Source organism: Gordonia alkaliphila, assembly GCF_039542465.1.
GTDB lineage: Bacteria > Actinomycetota > Actinomycetes > Mycobacteriales > Mycobacteriaceae > Gordonia > Gordonia alkaliphila.
In genome coordinates, this window is the sequence record NZ_BAABIE010000018.1 from 38,247 (window position 1) to 52,903 (window position 14,657).

The following is a 14,657-nucleotide window of genomic DNA, read 5'->3' on the forward strand; positions in this document are numbered from 1 at the left end:
CTACGAAGCATGCTGTGCCTCCACTTTGCGGTTAATGCGGGTGAGGTATTTGTCGGCCACCAACTTGAGTTCATCCCGAGCCTCGTCGAGCAAGTTCCGTATGTCCTCGCTATCGACTATCGGAGAGTACTGGTGCTTGCTGGCATAGGCTTTGATGACGGCGATCCGGTCGGCGGCCTGTTGCGGGTCGTCGGCATACATCTTCCGCAGGTAGTCATCAAAGTTGGTGTTGCTCTTCTTGCCGTTGCAGGAACCGCAGGCCGGCACAAGGTTACCGAGCTTGTGCTCACCGACGTGGACGCGATTGATCGGGACCGCGTGATCGATCGTCAGACCAGTCGTGTTGCCGCAGTACACGCATCCGAGCTCTTCCTTCGCAGCGTGCCACTGCTTCTCGCTGAACTCATCGCGCCCGATGTTGCTCAACAAGTAGCGAACCAGCGCATTCTGCGCAACACCGATCGCATACGAGCGGTACCGGGGGCCGCCGGGTGCCGACCCAGTCGCGCCAAACTCGGCAACTGTCGTGCGGGCCCACTCCTTGAAGTCCTCGCTCAGACCGCTAAGCTCAATGTTCTTATCCATCAGGTAGTTAACGAAGTGCGCGGTGTGCAGCCTTGCGACCCATTCCGAGGTGACGCGGTATCCTGCGGCGGCGAATGGACCCGACGACTTCGCCGTCCAGTACCGTTCCACCGTATCGTCGGGGTTCGCCAGGGTCAGCACCGGATAACTCTGCCGGAACGTGGCGAGACAGTAGTCCCGGTCCGACAGCCTCGCAAACTCCTCGGGATCTGTGCCCTGGCAGTAGTCGAAGATCCGCGGCAGGTTGTCCCGCACGAACTTCCCGATGGGACCAACCTCGTTCGGATCTGGAAGTTTGCTCATCAGTTTCTCCTTGGCTAATAGGTGGCAATGGCACGGTGGTACCAGCCCGGCACATCGCAGGAATACCTGCCGCTGAAGGGGCGGACGCCTCGCCCGATTCTTCGCTGCGGTTGTCTGCCACTGCTCGAACCTGAGGTCGTTGCCGACGTGGTAGAGAGTGCAGGGCCCGGCTGACCGAGCATACTCGGCGACGAGCTTGCTGCTCACGTGATCGAGGGTCGGCCGCCTCATCTTCTTTCCAGTGGGTCCTACGCGGACGTCGAGACCCGAATCTCTGGCAGCCGCCCGATGTCGTCGGCGAGATGGCTTGCATGTGCGCCCATCGGTGTGCACGCCCAACCGGGGTTGATCTGTAGGGGGACGAGGGCCGGGCACTGCCTCGGCGACGGCAACTCCTGCTCGCACTCCTGGAGCCATTTCGCAATCTTCTCGGCCCGACCCAGGTAGTCGTGCGATCCCCATTCCTTGAGCACGTCAACGCTCCTGACGTCGAAACCGAGAGCTGCGCTGAGCTGACCGGTAATCCGTCGGTACTCACGTTCACTGGTCGCGTAGAAGTCATCCATAGCCTGCGAATAGCACTGCCTATCGAAGGCGATGGCTTGTTCGCGCTGCTGTTCGGCCCGGGTAACCGCCCGGCGCTTGAGCAGGATCCGCGCGCCGATCAGAGCCAGCAGCGCCGCTACCACACCCAAGATCCCTCCGACAATGGCCCCGATGAAGGCGTCAAATGTCCGTCGCATCGATATCGCTTCGCGAATCTCTTCGAAGGTCGGCGCCGGTCGGTTCGTCGTAGGTTGGGTGACGAACGGGCGCCCTGTGCCGTCGTAGAGTTCGAGGGTCCGCTTGACCGTCAGTGCCGCGCCGGTGTCCGGGTCTTGCGGGAGCAGGTGCTCCTGATCGGGGCGGACGATCTGCGCGGTTGCCAAGGACTGGTCGTCGCTGGAGTGGGAATGGGTAACCGCGCCGACTACAGCCGAACCCACCGAGATCACGAGTGCTAGGAGAATCGGAATCAACCAGGACGCTTTGACCCGGTTGCGGTCGACCGGGGGGTGGGGTACGGGCTCTGCTGGAGCCGGGCCGTAGAACCCATTGATCAGGCACTCACGGTCCACCGGACTGAGTCTTGCGACGGCGTCGCTGACCTGGTCGACGACCATGCTCTGCCACAGTTTCGAAATGCTGACCACACGATCGACCCATGCTCGCGCCGCAGGCAAGTACTTGCTGTCGAACCACAGGCCATCTTCGGTTGAGCTTCGCCACATCGCATAATCGCGGTGGGCGCTGCGACGGTCCGCGGCGCTGATTTCCGATACCGTTTGCGCGGCCAGTGAATCGATGCGGGCCAGCAGCTGTCCGTTGTGCTCGACGAGGTCGGTCCGCAGATCGTCGACGCTGCTGCTCAGGTTCTTCATCTGCCGATGGTTGTTGATGGCGAACCCCACCATCGTCGCGAGTTGCGCACCTTGCATCCAGGTCTGGGCTCGTGTGTGGCGGTTGGTGCTTAACGCGAGGTCATACATTCTGGGCATGGAGAGATAGGTCCTTTCGATGCGGCCAGTGGAGGATGGGAAACGCTCCGACATGGGCCGTGATGACGGGCGGGCGCTCCGGGGAGGTCAGCCCACTCGATAGCGCGTGAACGACTCCTTGGAGAGGGTGAATCCGTAGCCTTCGAGGTTCTCACATCGGATGCCGGCCTCGGTTGACGAGCAGACGATCCTCAGGTCCGAGCGCGGCCGGAAGGTCACCGATTCGCCGTATCCCAGCACAGCTTTCGCTTTCATCAGATTGCCTTGGATGATCGTGGCGCACAGGGGCTGGTCGAAGTTCGACCAGCCGAAGCTGGTGACGCTGTTCTCGGCGTCCTTGTAGTAGCCGCACTGCAGGTCACTGGACACCTTGTGCGGGTGGTCGGGCATCTGGCAGATTAGGCCGGTGTCGAAGGCACGGCAGTTGATCGCGCCCGAAGGAGACCTGAACTCGTAGGACGGGCCCGCAGCGAAGTCCGATGCTGGCCGATTGGTGAACGACGAGGCCGTGGGCGATTCGGCATTCGGCGACGGTTTCGGCGCCGCGTCCCCCGCTCGGACCTCGCGCTGTGACCCGAAGTCAACGATGTAACTGCGGCCCGACTGGTCCGGTAGATCCGAGATAACCTTGCCTGTCTCCGGGTCGAGTTTGTAGACGACCTGCTGCCATTTCGGCGGGTCGATCCCACGGTCACGGGTGTCGACGTCGACGACGATCCCCGATCGCGTCGCGGACACGAACCGGATTCCCTTGAACAGATACGACTTCGGGGTTAGCTGTGGCTCGCCATTGACGAAGATGACAACAGCCTGGACCGCCGAGGCACCAGTCCCTGCCGGAGCCGACCGGTCACCGATCCCGCCGTCGTAAATCAGGTACGAGAAGCACGGCCCTACCTCGCTACTGGCTGGCACTGTGGCGTGCAAGTACCTGCTGTCGCTGAGTTTGAACACCCCGGTCGGGATGTTGGTCTTGTTGGTGCACGGTCCCTTCGCAGAATCGCCCTGAGCCGTCGGCACGGCCGATCCGCTGTACGACGGCGTAGGCGAGTTCGCGCGCGGCTTCTCCGGAGTCGAGCAGCCTGTAACCAGAACCACCGCGATGACGGCGAGAACCCCCACTAACAGACCTGTGCGGCTCAAACGGCGACTAAACATCAGATACCCCCCTGTTTGGAAACTTAACTTCCGAGACTAGGGCATCACTCGGACAATCCGTGCGGTCCGGAGTAGCCAACCCGCCGACGCGCCGCAGCAGCATTAGCCTGGATCTTTCATCAGTGAATCCGAATCGCCGGGCTTGAAGAATGAAGAAAGGTGCTCTCAACTGCGATAATCGTTCTTGCGACAGTCCGATTACGTCAGAGCAAAGGAGCACCTAATGAGTCCTGGGGGCCTTCGGGCCTCTTGGATGGCAGTTCGCCGCTGGGTGAGCACACGGAGCACCTGGACCACGGAGTCCTACAGAAAGATCGTGCCCTCTGCGGCGGTGCCGGGAGCCCCGGATCGCCGAAGGGATGTTGTGCCCGTGTTGCACGTGAGCACCAGCTCATTAGGTCGCGAACACTCTCCTGGCCGGACTACCAAGTCATGTCGACGCGCAGCGGGAACGGAAGTGATCAGGTGTTGTTCATCGGGGACGATTGGGCTGAGGGCCATCATGACATCGAGGTCATGGACGGCGACAGGCGCACAATGGCCCGCACACGGTTGCCGGAGGGCGTCGCGGGAATCACGCGGTTCCATGACATCGTGTCTCAATTCCTCGAAGTGGACGCTGACCCCGCGACGGTACTGATCGGGATCGAAACCGACCGGGGACCGTGGGTGGCCGCGTTGGTCGCAGCCGGTTACAGGGTGCATGCAGTCAATCCGTTGCAGGCCGCCCGGTATCGGGACTTGCGTGGGGTGTCGGGCGCGAAGAGCGATGCGGGGGATGCGCACGTTCTGGCAGATATGGTGCGCGTTGATGGGCACCAACTGCGGGCGGTGGCCGGTGACTCCGCGGACGCGGAGGCGTTGAAGGTCGTCAGCCGTGCGCACAAGACGTTGATCTGGGAGCGCAATCGCCATTCGAACCGGCTGCGGCATGTGCTCCGCGACTACTTCCCCGCAGCATTGGAGGCGTTCGAGGACATCACGGCACCGGATGCTCTCGCGTTGTTGGCGAAGGCACCGGATCCCGATGCCGCGGCGCGGTTGACGGTGCCGCAGATCCGCGCCGCACTCAAAGCCGCCCACCGCCGCGGGATCGAGGGGAAGATCAGCCGGATCCGTGCCGCTCTGCGCACGGACCAGCTCCGTCAGCCCCCGGCACTGACTGCTGGCTGTGCGGTCGTTGTCCGGTCGATCGTGGCCGTCCTGCAGACGCTCAACACCCAGATTGCGAGTCTGCAAACGGATGTGGAAGTAGCGTTCGCTGCGCATCCGGACGCCGAGATCATCGGCTCCCAACCCGGTATCGGTCAGGTTCTCGGTGCCAGGGTCCTCGGGGAGTTCGGTGACGACCCGACCCGGTATCGGTCGGCGAAAGCTCGCCGCAACTTCGCCGGCACCAGCCCGATCACGCGGGCATCCGGCAAGAAGCGGGTGGTAGCGGCTCGTCATGTTCATAACGACCGACTCGTTGATGCGGTCCTGCAGCAGGCGTTTACGGCGATCAGGACCTCGCCCGGCGCCCGCGCGTATTACGAACACGAACGCGCACGAGGAGTCGAACCTTACGCGGCGCTGCGTCATGTCGGGAACCGGCTGGTCGGAATCCTGCACGGCTGCCTCCGCACCCGCAGCACCTACTGCGAGACGATGGCGTGGCCAAACCAGCCCGCACACGTGACGAAGACGGCTTGACATTTCACGACCAGGGATATCTTTCTGGTGAAGAACTCTACCGTGTTCTACCCGCACATCCACGCCACCGCCGACGGCGAGAATCTCGTGTCCCACGCCGGAACTGTCCTGTTGACCCGGACCGTCGAGGTCAGCAGCCTCGCAGCCGAGTTGCCGACCGCACTCGAGCCGTGGCGCACACCGTTGGCGACGCATGATCCGGGCAAGATCATCGCCGACCTCGCCGTCGCGTTGGTCGCCGGCGGCGACTGCCTCGCCGGCATCGCGACCGTCCGCGAACGCCCCGATACCTTCGGCCACGTCGCCTCGGACCCGACGGTGTCCCGCCTGATCTCCACCCTGGCCAAGTCGCCGATCCAGACGCTGTCGGCGATCGCCGCCGCGCGAGCGGCGACCCGGGCACGCGTGTGGTCGCTGGCCGGCACCACCGCGCCGAACCATGCCATCTCAGCGAAGAAGCCACTGGTCATCGACCTCGACGCGACCCTGGTCACCGCGCACTCCGACAAGCAATCGGCGGCAGGAAATCACAAGGGAGGCTACGGATTCCATCCGATGACCGCGTTCATCGACCACGGTCCCGGCGGTGCCGGAGAAGCCGGAACGATCCTGCTACGACCAGGCAATGCCGGATCGAACACCGCCGTCGATCACATCGCCGTCACCCGGGCTGCGTTACCGGCGTGTGGATAGTGACTGCTTACGAGCGAAGCGATCCGTGATCGCGTCACAGATCACACTCCAGCTTGCCGCCGCGCTCGGCCGGCGCGCCCCGGTGGCGATCGACATGCCCGCGGCACCATCACTGCCGCAGCACTCCTGGTCATGATCGACGATCTCGCTACGGCTGGCGGTAGATGGCGCCCCGGTCGATCGCGACGCCTCCACGGCCGCGGTGCGTCTGCCACACACCGGTTGCACACGACGCGCCCAGCAGAAACAGGTGGCCGCGGCACGCATAGGTTGCGTACAACGTCGGCGCCACCGCGACGCTCCCGGTTGTGATTGACGTCGACGGCACGGCATACCCGCCGCTGTACACCCTCGGTTGCGATCGACGACCACACCGCAGTGCCAGCGCGTCCACAGGCGTTCCCGGTTGGGATCGTCGTGTGCAGCGAAGCGAGGCCATCGCGGCACCCCCTGTTGATCACGCCGTCCCCATTACGGCAGCAGGCGGCCGCAGCGCTCCCGGTTACTCACGACCTCTTCGCGGCCGCAGCACCGCTGCTGCACTGTCCCATTGTCCCGGAGTTGGAATCCGCGAATCCAACTCCGGGACAAACTTTGGGACACGCCCGCCGAAGATTTCCGCAGCTGACAGCCCCGGAAAGAGCGATAGGTTGATCAATGTCCCGCTGTCTCGGATCTGTAGAGAAAGTTTTCTATGGAGATTCGTTTCGGTTCGTTGGGTCCATGTAGGAATCTTTTTCACGCAAAGTGTGGGACAACGGGACGACCTGCGGTTTTACAACAGATCAACGCCTCTACCTGCACATATAGTGTCCCTAAGATTGAGCCCCAACTGTGGGACGCCGCATAATGCCCCGGTTGAGCAGACGTCGATGCAACGGCAGCGGCCCGTGATGCGCGCTCGGTTGCGCACGACGTACTCAGCGGTAGCGGGTAGCCGCAGGCACCCCGGTTGCGACCGACGTCGGCGCTACGACAGCCCGCGCCGCCGTTGGCACTCCCTGATGACTACGACGTGCTCAGCAGCACAGGCCACAGTGGCAGCACCCGGCAATGATCGACGTCGCGCCCGGCGGAAGCATGCCGCTGTGCATCCCCGGTGGTGACGACGTCGACGGTACGGCACACCCGTCGCACACCTTGCTCAGTTGCGCTATAATGGAGGCGATCTCGTTGGTCGGCTTCGCGCCGGACGGTGACATCCTTCACCGGAGATCCTCACCTGGGTCGGAATTGGATTGTCCGGCGGGTCGCGCTGCCGCGCACCCCTTGCCTGTGCGACGGAGCAGGCACGCCCAACTCGCCTTGAGGCAAAAGTTGCCGGGCTAGGACACCGATAGGTCCTGGTAGCGCACCCTGTGACGGGGTGCAGCTCCCAGGAGACCTCTATGTCCACATCCACGCTCCCCTCGGCTGCAGTTGCAGTCGAGGACCTTCTCACCCTGCGCGAGGCCGCCGAGCTCGGTTACGGCGCCTACTCGACGCTGCGCAAGCGGATCCGCGAGGGCAAACTCACCGCGTACCACCTCGGCAATCGCATTGTCCTGCACCGCGACGACCTCGACGCGCTGATCACGCCCGTTCACCCGGCCGGCCCGTCACTGGACCCCGCCGTCGCCGCGTGGGTGGAGTCGGTGGCGGCGACCGCGCCGCCGCTGTCGCCCGCCGACGCCGCAGCCGTCGCAGCGCTTCTGGTTCGCGGGGGTGCAGCGGCATGAGTGCAAAAGAAAACCCCGAGCGGGCACTCGGGGCTCTCGAAGAAATCACATGCGGTGCGGTTTCCGATTCCAAGGATACCAGCTTCGACATCGATTTCCCGCTGACGCCGGCGGACGCTGCGCGTGCTCGCGCGGCCGTCCACGACCGCGTCATCGACGCCGACCGGCGCGCCACCAAGGAGATGTTCAACCAGCTCGCCCGGCGCGCCGGCAACGATCCGCGACTGAGCCAGGGCGGTGTGCCCTACACCCGTTCGGTCGCCGAACTGTCCAAGGTCGTCTGCGACCACTTCCTGCGCGAAGAGCAGGTCTCGATGCTGCGCAAGGTCAGCCCCGACACGGTCAGCCTGGGCCTGCGCGGTGCGATCAACGATGCTGTCGAAGAGCAGAACGAGCAGCTCAAGCGCGACCTGGTCGTGGGCAAGAAGCTCATGCACATCACCCGGCTGAGCCACGCCGAGATCGCGCGCCTGATGGCCGCACTGCATCCGATCCGCCGGCTACAGGCGGGACCGCGGCCGAAGTCGGAAGACCCGCTGATCGTCTACATCGACGACGCCGCAGCGCCCGGCTACGGCACATACGAGATGAGTGAGGAGGCGCTGGACCAGATCGCCCGGCGCTACCAGCCGGACCTGACCACCAAGGAGTTCACCGAGGTTCTCTCGGCGCTCAAGGGCGCGGTCGCGCGAGTGCACCAGTCCGATGACCGCGACCTCGTCGCCTGCCGCAACGGCCTCGTGGACTACAACGGCGGCGATCCGATCTTCCGAGAGTTCAGCCCCGAGCACGTCGTCCTGGCCAAGCTCGACGTCGACTGGAACCCCGACGCCGAGAACCCGCACATCCAGACCCCCGACGGCGACGTCTGGGACGTCGAGTCCTGGATGAACTCCCTCTCCGACGACCCCGAGGTCGTCGAGCTGCTCTGGCAGACCACCGGTGCGATCATGCGGCCGCGGGTGCGGTGGGATCGCTGTGTCTTCTACTACGACGAGCTCGGAAACAACGGCAAGGGAACCCTGCTGAGTCTGCAGCGAAATCTGCTGGGTGAGGGCGGTTCGGTCGGCATTTCACTGGCCGATCTGGGCACCACGCACGGCCTGGAGCCGCTCATCGGCGCCGGACCGGTGGCGTCGGCGATCCTCACCGACGAGAACGACGTGGGCACCTTCATCGAGAAGGCCGCGAACTTCAAAGCGCTGATCACGCACGACGTCATCACCGTGAACCCGAAGCACCGGGCCATCGTCAACCTTCGCTGGTTCGGCTTCATGGTCCAATGCGTCAACGATCTGCCGACGATCAAGGACAAGTCCGACTCGATCTACCGTCGTCAGCTGTTCATCCCGTTCACCAAGTGCTTCACCGGTCGCGAGCGCAAGTACATCAAGGACGAGTACTTGAAGCGCTCCGACGTGCTCGAATACGTGCTGCGGCGTGTGCTCACCATGAGCTACTACGAGCTCTCCGAACCGATGGCGGTGAAGGCGCTGCTGAGTGAGTTCAAGGAGTACAACGACCCGGTGCGCGCGTTCTGGAACGAGGTCAAGACCCAGTTCTACTGGGACCTGGTGCCCTTCCAGTTCGCCTACGACCTGTTCGTGGCCTGGATGAAGCGGAACATGCCGCACAGCAATTCGATCGGCAAGATCAAGTTCATCAAGGCGCTGGTCAAGCTGGTGCAGGCCGAGCCCGACGGGGTCTGGGTCTGCAAGGACCAGAACGCTCAATATCGCCCGGGAACGCGCATGATGTCCACCGAGCCGTTGATCGCCGAGTACAACCTGCTCGACTGGGCCAACGTCGCCGCGCGCGACGACCCGAAGAAGTTCGCCCGGATCCCCATCGACAAGCTCAAGTCGAAGTACCGCGGCCTGGTGCGTCGTGAACTCACTGACGCCGACTTCGCCCAGGAACAGGACGTCCAGCCGGCCGCGGTGGCCGAGGCGGACGCCGCTGGGGACACCGCAGTAGGGGGTGCGACGCCTCCCATGGACCCGCTCACGGTCGAGTCGATCGCGATCCCCGAAGACGGGGCATCGGGGCCGGCTGTCCAGCCCGCGGCTGTGTCGGCCGACGGCACACCCGCACCCGCATCGGATGCGCCGGATGACGGTGATGCGTCGCCGCCGGCCCGGCCCTCGCCCGAGCGTCTGGCGAGACTCGCCGGTGTCGGTGCGATCACGGCCACCGACGACACCGAGGCGGTGACCCGATGACCGTCACCGTCTACACCAAGCCGGGCTGCGGCCCGTGCCGGATGACCTGCCGCCGGCTCGACGCCGAGGGCATTCCCTACACCACCGTCGACATCACCCAGAACGACGCGGCCCGCGACTACGTCATGGCGCTGGGCTACCAGCAGGCCCCTGTCGTCGTGGCCGGCACCGAGTACTGGTCGGGGTTCCGGCCGGAACGGATCGCGGCACTCAGCATGGAAGGAGCAGCAGCATGAATCGCAAGCAACGCCGCTCGCTCGGCGTTCTCCCCCAGCGCGCGTTCGAGCGAGAGCTTCGCCGGGCTGTCGACGGAGACCCGGCGGCTGATCCGTCCGTCGCCGCGTTCTGGGGTCACTTCGCCCGTACTGGCGGCATCGTCGCCGCCTACGTCGAGGCCAACGGCGACGTCAGTTACATCAGGAACAACACGAGGAGTGAGCAATGACCGACATGATTCCGCCTGTATCGGCGATCGACTCGGCCCGGGCGTCCTATGAACAGGCCGTGACTCGTGGCCCGGCGGTGGTCGCCGATCACAACGGCGATGTGAGTGTGTACATGGTGCCCGCGCGAGGGGGTGACCGCGATGGGGATCGCGTACGTGTCTATGACCCGAGCGGTGGCCGTTTGGTCGATGTGGAACCGCATGGGCGGGTGACTGTCGATGGGGACCGCGTCGCGATCGCACCGGACGGTGTCGTGTCGGTTGAGCTGATGAGTGGGCATGAGGTCGTCGTCGACGAGTTCGAGGGTGTTGCTGTTCGGGAGGGTTCACGCGATGCGCGTTGGCGCGGACGCGGTGTGACCCTGGGGCCGGACGGGGTATTCGACGTCGGGGGCCTGACTCGCTATGCCGATGGTGTGATTCGGATCTGGCCGACCGAGCACCGTACATTCGCCAGCGGCCCCTCAGCGGTGTTCCACCCCGATGGCCGCGTCTTCGTCCAGTACAGCGAGAACGAGCGTTGGGTGTATGGGGCCGACGGCCCCGGCTCTGTGGCCAACTTGCGCCGGTGCGTCTCGCGTGAGCGGTGGCACGGCCGTGACGTGGTGCGCACACCGCTGGAAGGACCGGATTTCCTGGAGGGTCATCTGGTCGAGGTGTTCGCCCGCGGCGGCGTGACGGGCTTCGGCCGCACGGTGGTGGTGCGCCTGGGTGTTCCTTACGACGTACACCCGACAGCGCAGTACCGCCGGTGGGGGTTCGTGTCGACAGACATCGACACGACCGACCCCGCGGTGGTGCGTCTGGGTCAGTCGTCGGGTCCTCTACCGGAGCCGGCGCAGGTGGTGCCGACCGAACCGGTGGAGCCCGAGGCGGGTTCCGATGTCGACTGGTTCGGACTCGATGAGGTGGCCGATGATGACCGCGAGTGAGTGGATCGCGAAGGTGGCCGGGCCGCCGCGCACCAACCGTCGGCTGTTCTGGTGGTCGACAGTCGGGCTGGCCGGGTTGTTGGCGGTGACCGGTGCGGTCGGCAATGCTGCGGCCGCCGACAGCGCCGGTGGCGCGGTGGCAGGCGTCGTGGTGGCCGCAGCCGTTCCCGCGCTGCTCGTTCTGATCGCCGTCGCCATGACCGCTGTGCTGCGGTCGATGGTTCGCACCGACTACATCGACGAGGGCTTCGTGGTCGTCCCGGTCATCGGCGGCGCGGTGTTCCTGACGCTGGTCGGCACGGCACTGGCCTTCATCAGCCAGCCGGTGCGCGAGTTCGCGGTCATGGGCGGGATCGCCGAGGACTGGGCCGGGTCGTTTCCGTTCGTCGTGGAGACCGCCTTCGTGCTTCTCGCGATCGGCTTCGTGGCGGCGGGCGTCCGATCTCCCGCAGCCGACGACAAGACGGAGGAGGTGTCGGCATGAATCACGGTCGCAAGACCTACGGGTTGGCCTACGCCTGGACGTTGGTGGCCTTCTTCACTGGGGCGTCGGTCCTGCTGAACGGTGCTCACGCTGTGCTCGGCATGGCTCAGGAGTCCCTCTGGGCGCGCTTCTGGGCAGTGCTGACGGCGATCCTGTTCCCGCTGGCAGTGCTTGCCGAGACGCACTTCCTGGTGAACCTGATTCGCGAATGGGACACGCGGGCCCGCTGGATCGCGGCCCTGCGGATGGTGTGCATCGCCGCTGTCCTGGTGGTCGCCTACATCGCCTTCGTGCGCAGCTTCTATGCGCTTGGCGACATGGCGGGGTTGATGGGGATCCCGGACGAAGACTGGTGGATGCTCCCTGCGTCGATCGACGCGATGATTATCCTGGCCACTCTCGGGGTGGTGATCGCTGAGGGGCAGATGGCGCTGGACCGCGCCGATGCGGCGCCTGCGCAACCTGCCGATGGATCGGGCCATGAGCACCATGCGCAGCTCGATGGCCTTGCCCATGAGCAGGTCGACGAGGTGCCTGCGCACCCTGTTCACGAGCACCCTGCGCAGCCTGTCACCGAGCCTGCGCACCCTGTTGACGATGTGCCTGCGCAGGTTGCCGAGGGGGCTGTTGCGCAGCCTGCTGCTGCACGCTGCCAGCAGGGTGCGCAAGACGATCCTGTCGCCTTGTCACCGCAGGTCAATGGCTATGCGCACCCTGCCGCGGGCAAGCTGGACCGCGGGCCTGCCGGTCAGCCTGCGCACCCTGCCGGTGCCGGGCCTGCGCAGCTCGATGACCTTGCCCATGAGCAAGCTGCGCACCCCGTCCATGACCTTGCCCATGAGCAGGTCGACGAGGTGCCTGCGCACTCTGCGGAGGGACCTGCGCGCGCTGTTCACGAGCACCCTGCGCAGGATGCCGGCGGCGTCGATCACGCGGCCCTCGCGGCCTGTCTGATCGCCGAACGCGGTGTGGACGCGGATGCGCCCGTCGTGGCCGAGGTGCTCGCCCTGCGCGCCGAGGACGCGGCATGGAGCCGGATCGCCGAGGCGTCCGGGAAATCGCCGTCGACAGTGCGGCGCTGGGTCGACGGCGCGGCCGAGCTCGACGGTGCCTACGCGGTGTCGGTGGGCAAGCGCCCGAAGGCCGCTCTGGCCGTGGTTGGCGACTGACTCCGACGCCCCAAAGACCCCGCCTGCCCCTTGGCCGGCGGGGTCTTTGCATGTCGCCGCCGAGCCGCACGCGGCACATCATGGGTCATCCAGGTGCTCCTCTAGGGGTCACTCGGGTACCCCGCTACAGGGCACCGGGATGCCTCTCTATGAGGCACTTGGCAATCCCATGTCGGCGTAGTGCCCTGACAAGGGTCACCTGGGTGGGTCTAGAAGCGACACCGAGGCGCTCTGACAAGGGTCATCCAGGTGACCCTCGTCGTGTCTGCGGCGCTTGCCTGCATATTCTCGGCGAACTTCGCGGTTATGCCAAGGCATATTCCGTCGACCCCGCTGCCGCACCCGCCGACGTCATCCACGACCCCGCCGATCAGCCCCCGACGGACGCCGACACCGGGTGGGCACGATCTGCGCGACGGCGCTGGTGTGCAGCGGCCCGGTGCGGGCGGAGCCCGCCCGGGACGATGCCTTGTCGGCGGGTTCGTGCAGATCCGGTGTCGGCCACCCGCCAGACCTGGCCACCGGACGCTTCACCGCCACGGCCCCGGTCCGGCCGCAGCCGCTGAAGAACGTCCCGATGCCCGTTCCGGCCGCCTCATCACGCTGCTGCCGGCCCCGCGGCCCGATCGGCACCACCGGGGCCATCCAGGGCCGAAATCGCCTCGAACGGCCGGAAATCACCCCCTGCGCCACCTGCGTCACAGGCATTAAAAAGGCGGCGCAGGGTCACGGGGTATCTGACCTGCGGAAACGGCAAGGCGCGAATAACCCTGCGACGTAGAGAAACGGCACGGCGCAGGCCCCTCTGCGAAACCCCTGTTTTCACAGGTAGACCCCTGCGCCATCGACCTGTTTTCGGGGCCGTTTCGGCGAGGTGCTCGAAAACCGTAACTGGCATAAGGGAGAGTGACGCACTTCGAGTTTCGGCGCTGGTCACCGAACCCCTGCCCGGACGCCGGTGGCCGCGAGCGAGCGAGTGGCCATCCGGTGCCGGGATCCAGGCAGGCCGGCACGGATGCGAGCGCGCGAGCATTCGGGTCTGCCGCCGACCCCACGGGCCCGTTACCGCAGGTCGCGGGCCCTGCCGCGCTGCGCGCGGACCGAGGGCCGCAGGCCCGATCCCTGTTATCCCCCGCGCGAAGCGCGGCTCCCCAAGCGAGCGCAGCGAGCGGTGGGAATCACCGGGCCGCAGGCCCGCCGAGCGCAGCGAGGGTAGTGATTCCAATGGGGCCTAGGAATCACCCCTGTTTCCGGGTAGCATCGACGGGGAAGCGCAGCGAGGGCCCCCGTCGATGCAGGGACCCGGGAACAGGGGTGAGGCCTACCGGCCGTCAGGCCGGCCATAGAGATCAGGGAGGAGACGCCGAGCATGTCGGACACCGCGAGCAGAGCGAGCATGGACTTCCGCAGCATGCAGTCGGCGAGCCCGGCCGCGGATGCGACGCGGCGGATGAACACTTTGTACGAGTCGATGCGCAAGACCGCCGGTCCGCAGGCTGTCGCGATGTACGCGGCGCAGAACCCAGCGATCAATCCGGATATGACTCGGTTTAATCGGGACTTTGTCAACGACGGCGAGGGCGGGTACCGCGGTCAAGTCCCGGGTAGTGGTGTAACTGGTTTCTGATCCTTCGTTGGTGATCAGGCGGGTAGTTCCATCAGTGGATCGGTGCTCACCTCCGTCTGCGAGTCGGTGTCGGTGGTCGGGGTGAGTCGGC

General features: G+C 65.4%; 12 protein-coding genes and 1 pseudogene. 10 read left to right on the plus strand and 3 right to left on the minus strand.

Annotated features, from left to right (window positions below; all coding sequences use genetic code 11):
- From ABD989_RS16155 to ABD989_RS16165, 3 genes are all read right to left on the minus strand, one after another.
- Positions 1-888 carry an HNH endonuclease gene (locus ABD989_RS16155; protein WP_345314257.1) on the minus strand — a complete coding sequence of 296 codons (888 nt, stop codon included), beginning with the start codon at positions 886-888 and terminating at the stop codon, positions 1-3.
- Positions 889-1,136: 248 nt separating this feature from the next.
- Positions 1,137-2,417: a hypothetical protein gene (locus ABD989_RS16160; protein ID WP_345314258.1), complete on the minus strand. Its 1,281-nt coding sequence runs from the start codon at positions 2,415-2,417 to the stop codon at positions 1,137-1,139.
- 96 nt (positions 2,418-2,513) lie between these two features.
- Positions 2,514-3,548: a hypothetical protein gene (locus tag ABD989_RS16165; protein WP_345314259.1), complete on the minus strand. Its 1,035-nt coding sequence runs from the start codon at positions 3,546-3,548 to the stop codon at positions 2,514-2,516.
- 501 nt (positions 3,549-4,049) lie between these two features.
- On the opposite strand from ABD989_RS16165, the gene ABD989_RS16170 reads away from it, so the two are divergent.
- The 10 genes and pseudogenes from ABD989_RS16170 (at position 4,050) to ABD989_RS16215 (ending at position 14,566) form a co-directional block, all read left to right on the plus strand.
- Positions 4,050-5,276, plus strand: coding sequence for an IS110 family RNA-guided transposase (locus ABD989_RS16170; RefSeq protein ID WP_345314269.1), 1,227 nt, complete (start codon positions 4,050-4,052; stop codon positions 5,274-5,276).
- 27 nt (positions 5,277-5,303) lie between these two features.
- Positions 5,304-5,954, plus strand: a pseudogene (locus tag ABD989_RS16175) (transposase); the annotation flags it as partial.
- Positions 5,955-7,357: 1,403 nt separating this feature from the next.
- Complete coding sequence (locus ABD989_RS16180; RefSeq protein WP_345314260.1) at positions 7,358-7,687, plus strand: helix-turn-helix domain-containing protein; 330 nt, start codon at positions 7,358-7,360, stop codon at positions 7,685-7,687.
- Positions 7,684-9,909 carry a DNA primase family protein gene (locus ABD989_RS16185; protein WP_345314261.1) on the plus strand — a complete coding sequence of 742 codons (2,226 nt, stop codon included), beginning with the start codon at positions 7,684-7,686 and terminating at the stop codon, positions 9,907-9,909. The genes ABD989_RS16180 and ABD989_RS16185 overlap by 4 nt, the downstream gene beginning before the upstream one ends.
- Positions 9,906-10,145, plus strand: coding sequence for a glutaredoxin family protein (locus ABD989_RS16190; RefSeq protein WP_345314262.1), 240 nt, complete (start codon positions 9,906-9,908; stop codon positions 10,143-10,145). The genes ABD989_RS16185 and ABD989_RS16190 overlap by 4 nt, the downstream gene beginning before the upstream one ends.
- Positions 10,142-10,354 carry a hypothetical protein gene (locus ABD989_RS16195; RefSeq protein WP_345314263.1) on the plus strand — a complete coding sequence of 71 codons (213 nt, stop codon included), beginning with the start codon at positions 10,142-10,144 and terminating at the stop codon, positions 10,352-10,354. Before ABD989_RS16190 ends, ABD989_RS16195 begins: the two co-directional genes overlap by 4 nt.
- On the plus strand, positions 10,351-11,286 hold the full coding sequence (locus tag ABD989_RS16200; RefSeq protein ID WP_345314264.1) for an NHL repeat-containing protein: 936 nt from the start codon (positions 10,351-10,353) through the stop codon (positions 11,284-11,286). The genes ABD989_RS16195 and ABD989_RS16200 overlap by 4 nt, the downstream gene beginning before the upstream one ends.
- On the plus strand, positions 11,273-11,770 hold the full coding sequence (locus ABD989_RS16205; RefSeq protein WP_345314265.1) for a hypothetical protein: 498 nt from the start codon (positions 11,273-11,275) through the stop codon (positions 11,768-11,770). Before ABD989_RS16200 ends, ABD989_RS16205 begins: the two co-directional genes overlap by 14 nt.
- Positions 11,767-12,939, plus strand: a complete 1,173-nt coding sequence (locus ABD989_RS16210; protein WP_345314266.1) for a helix-turn-helix domain-containing protein — start codon at positions 11,767-11,769, stop codon at positions 12,937-12,939. The genes ABD989_RS16205 and ABD989_RS16210 overlap by 4 nt, the downstream gene beginning before the upstream one ends.
- A gap of 1,396 nt (positions 12,940-14,335) precedes the next feature.
- Positions 14,336-14,566: a hypothetical protein gene (locus ABD989_RS16215; RefSeq protein WP_345314267.1), complete on the plus strand. Its 231-nt coding sequence runs from the start codon at positions 14,336-14,338 to the stop codon at positions 14,564-14,566.
- Positions 14,567-14,657 lie beyond the last annotated feature (91 nt).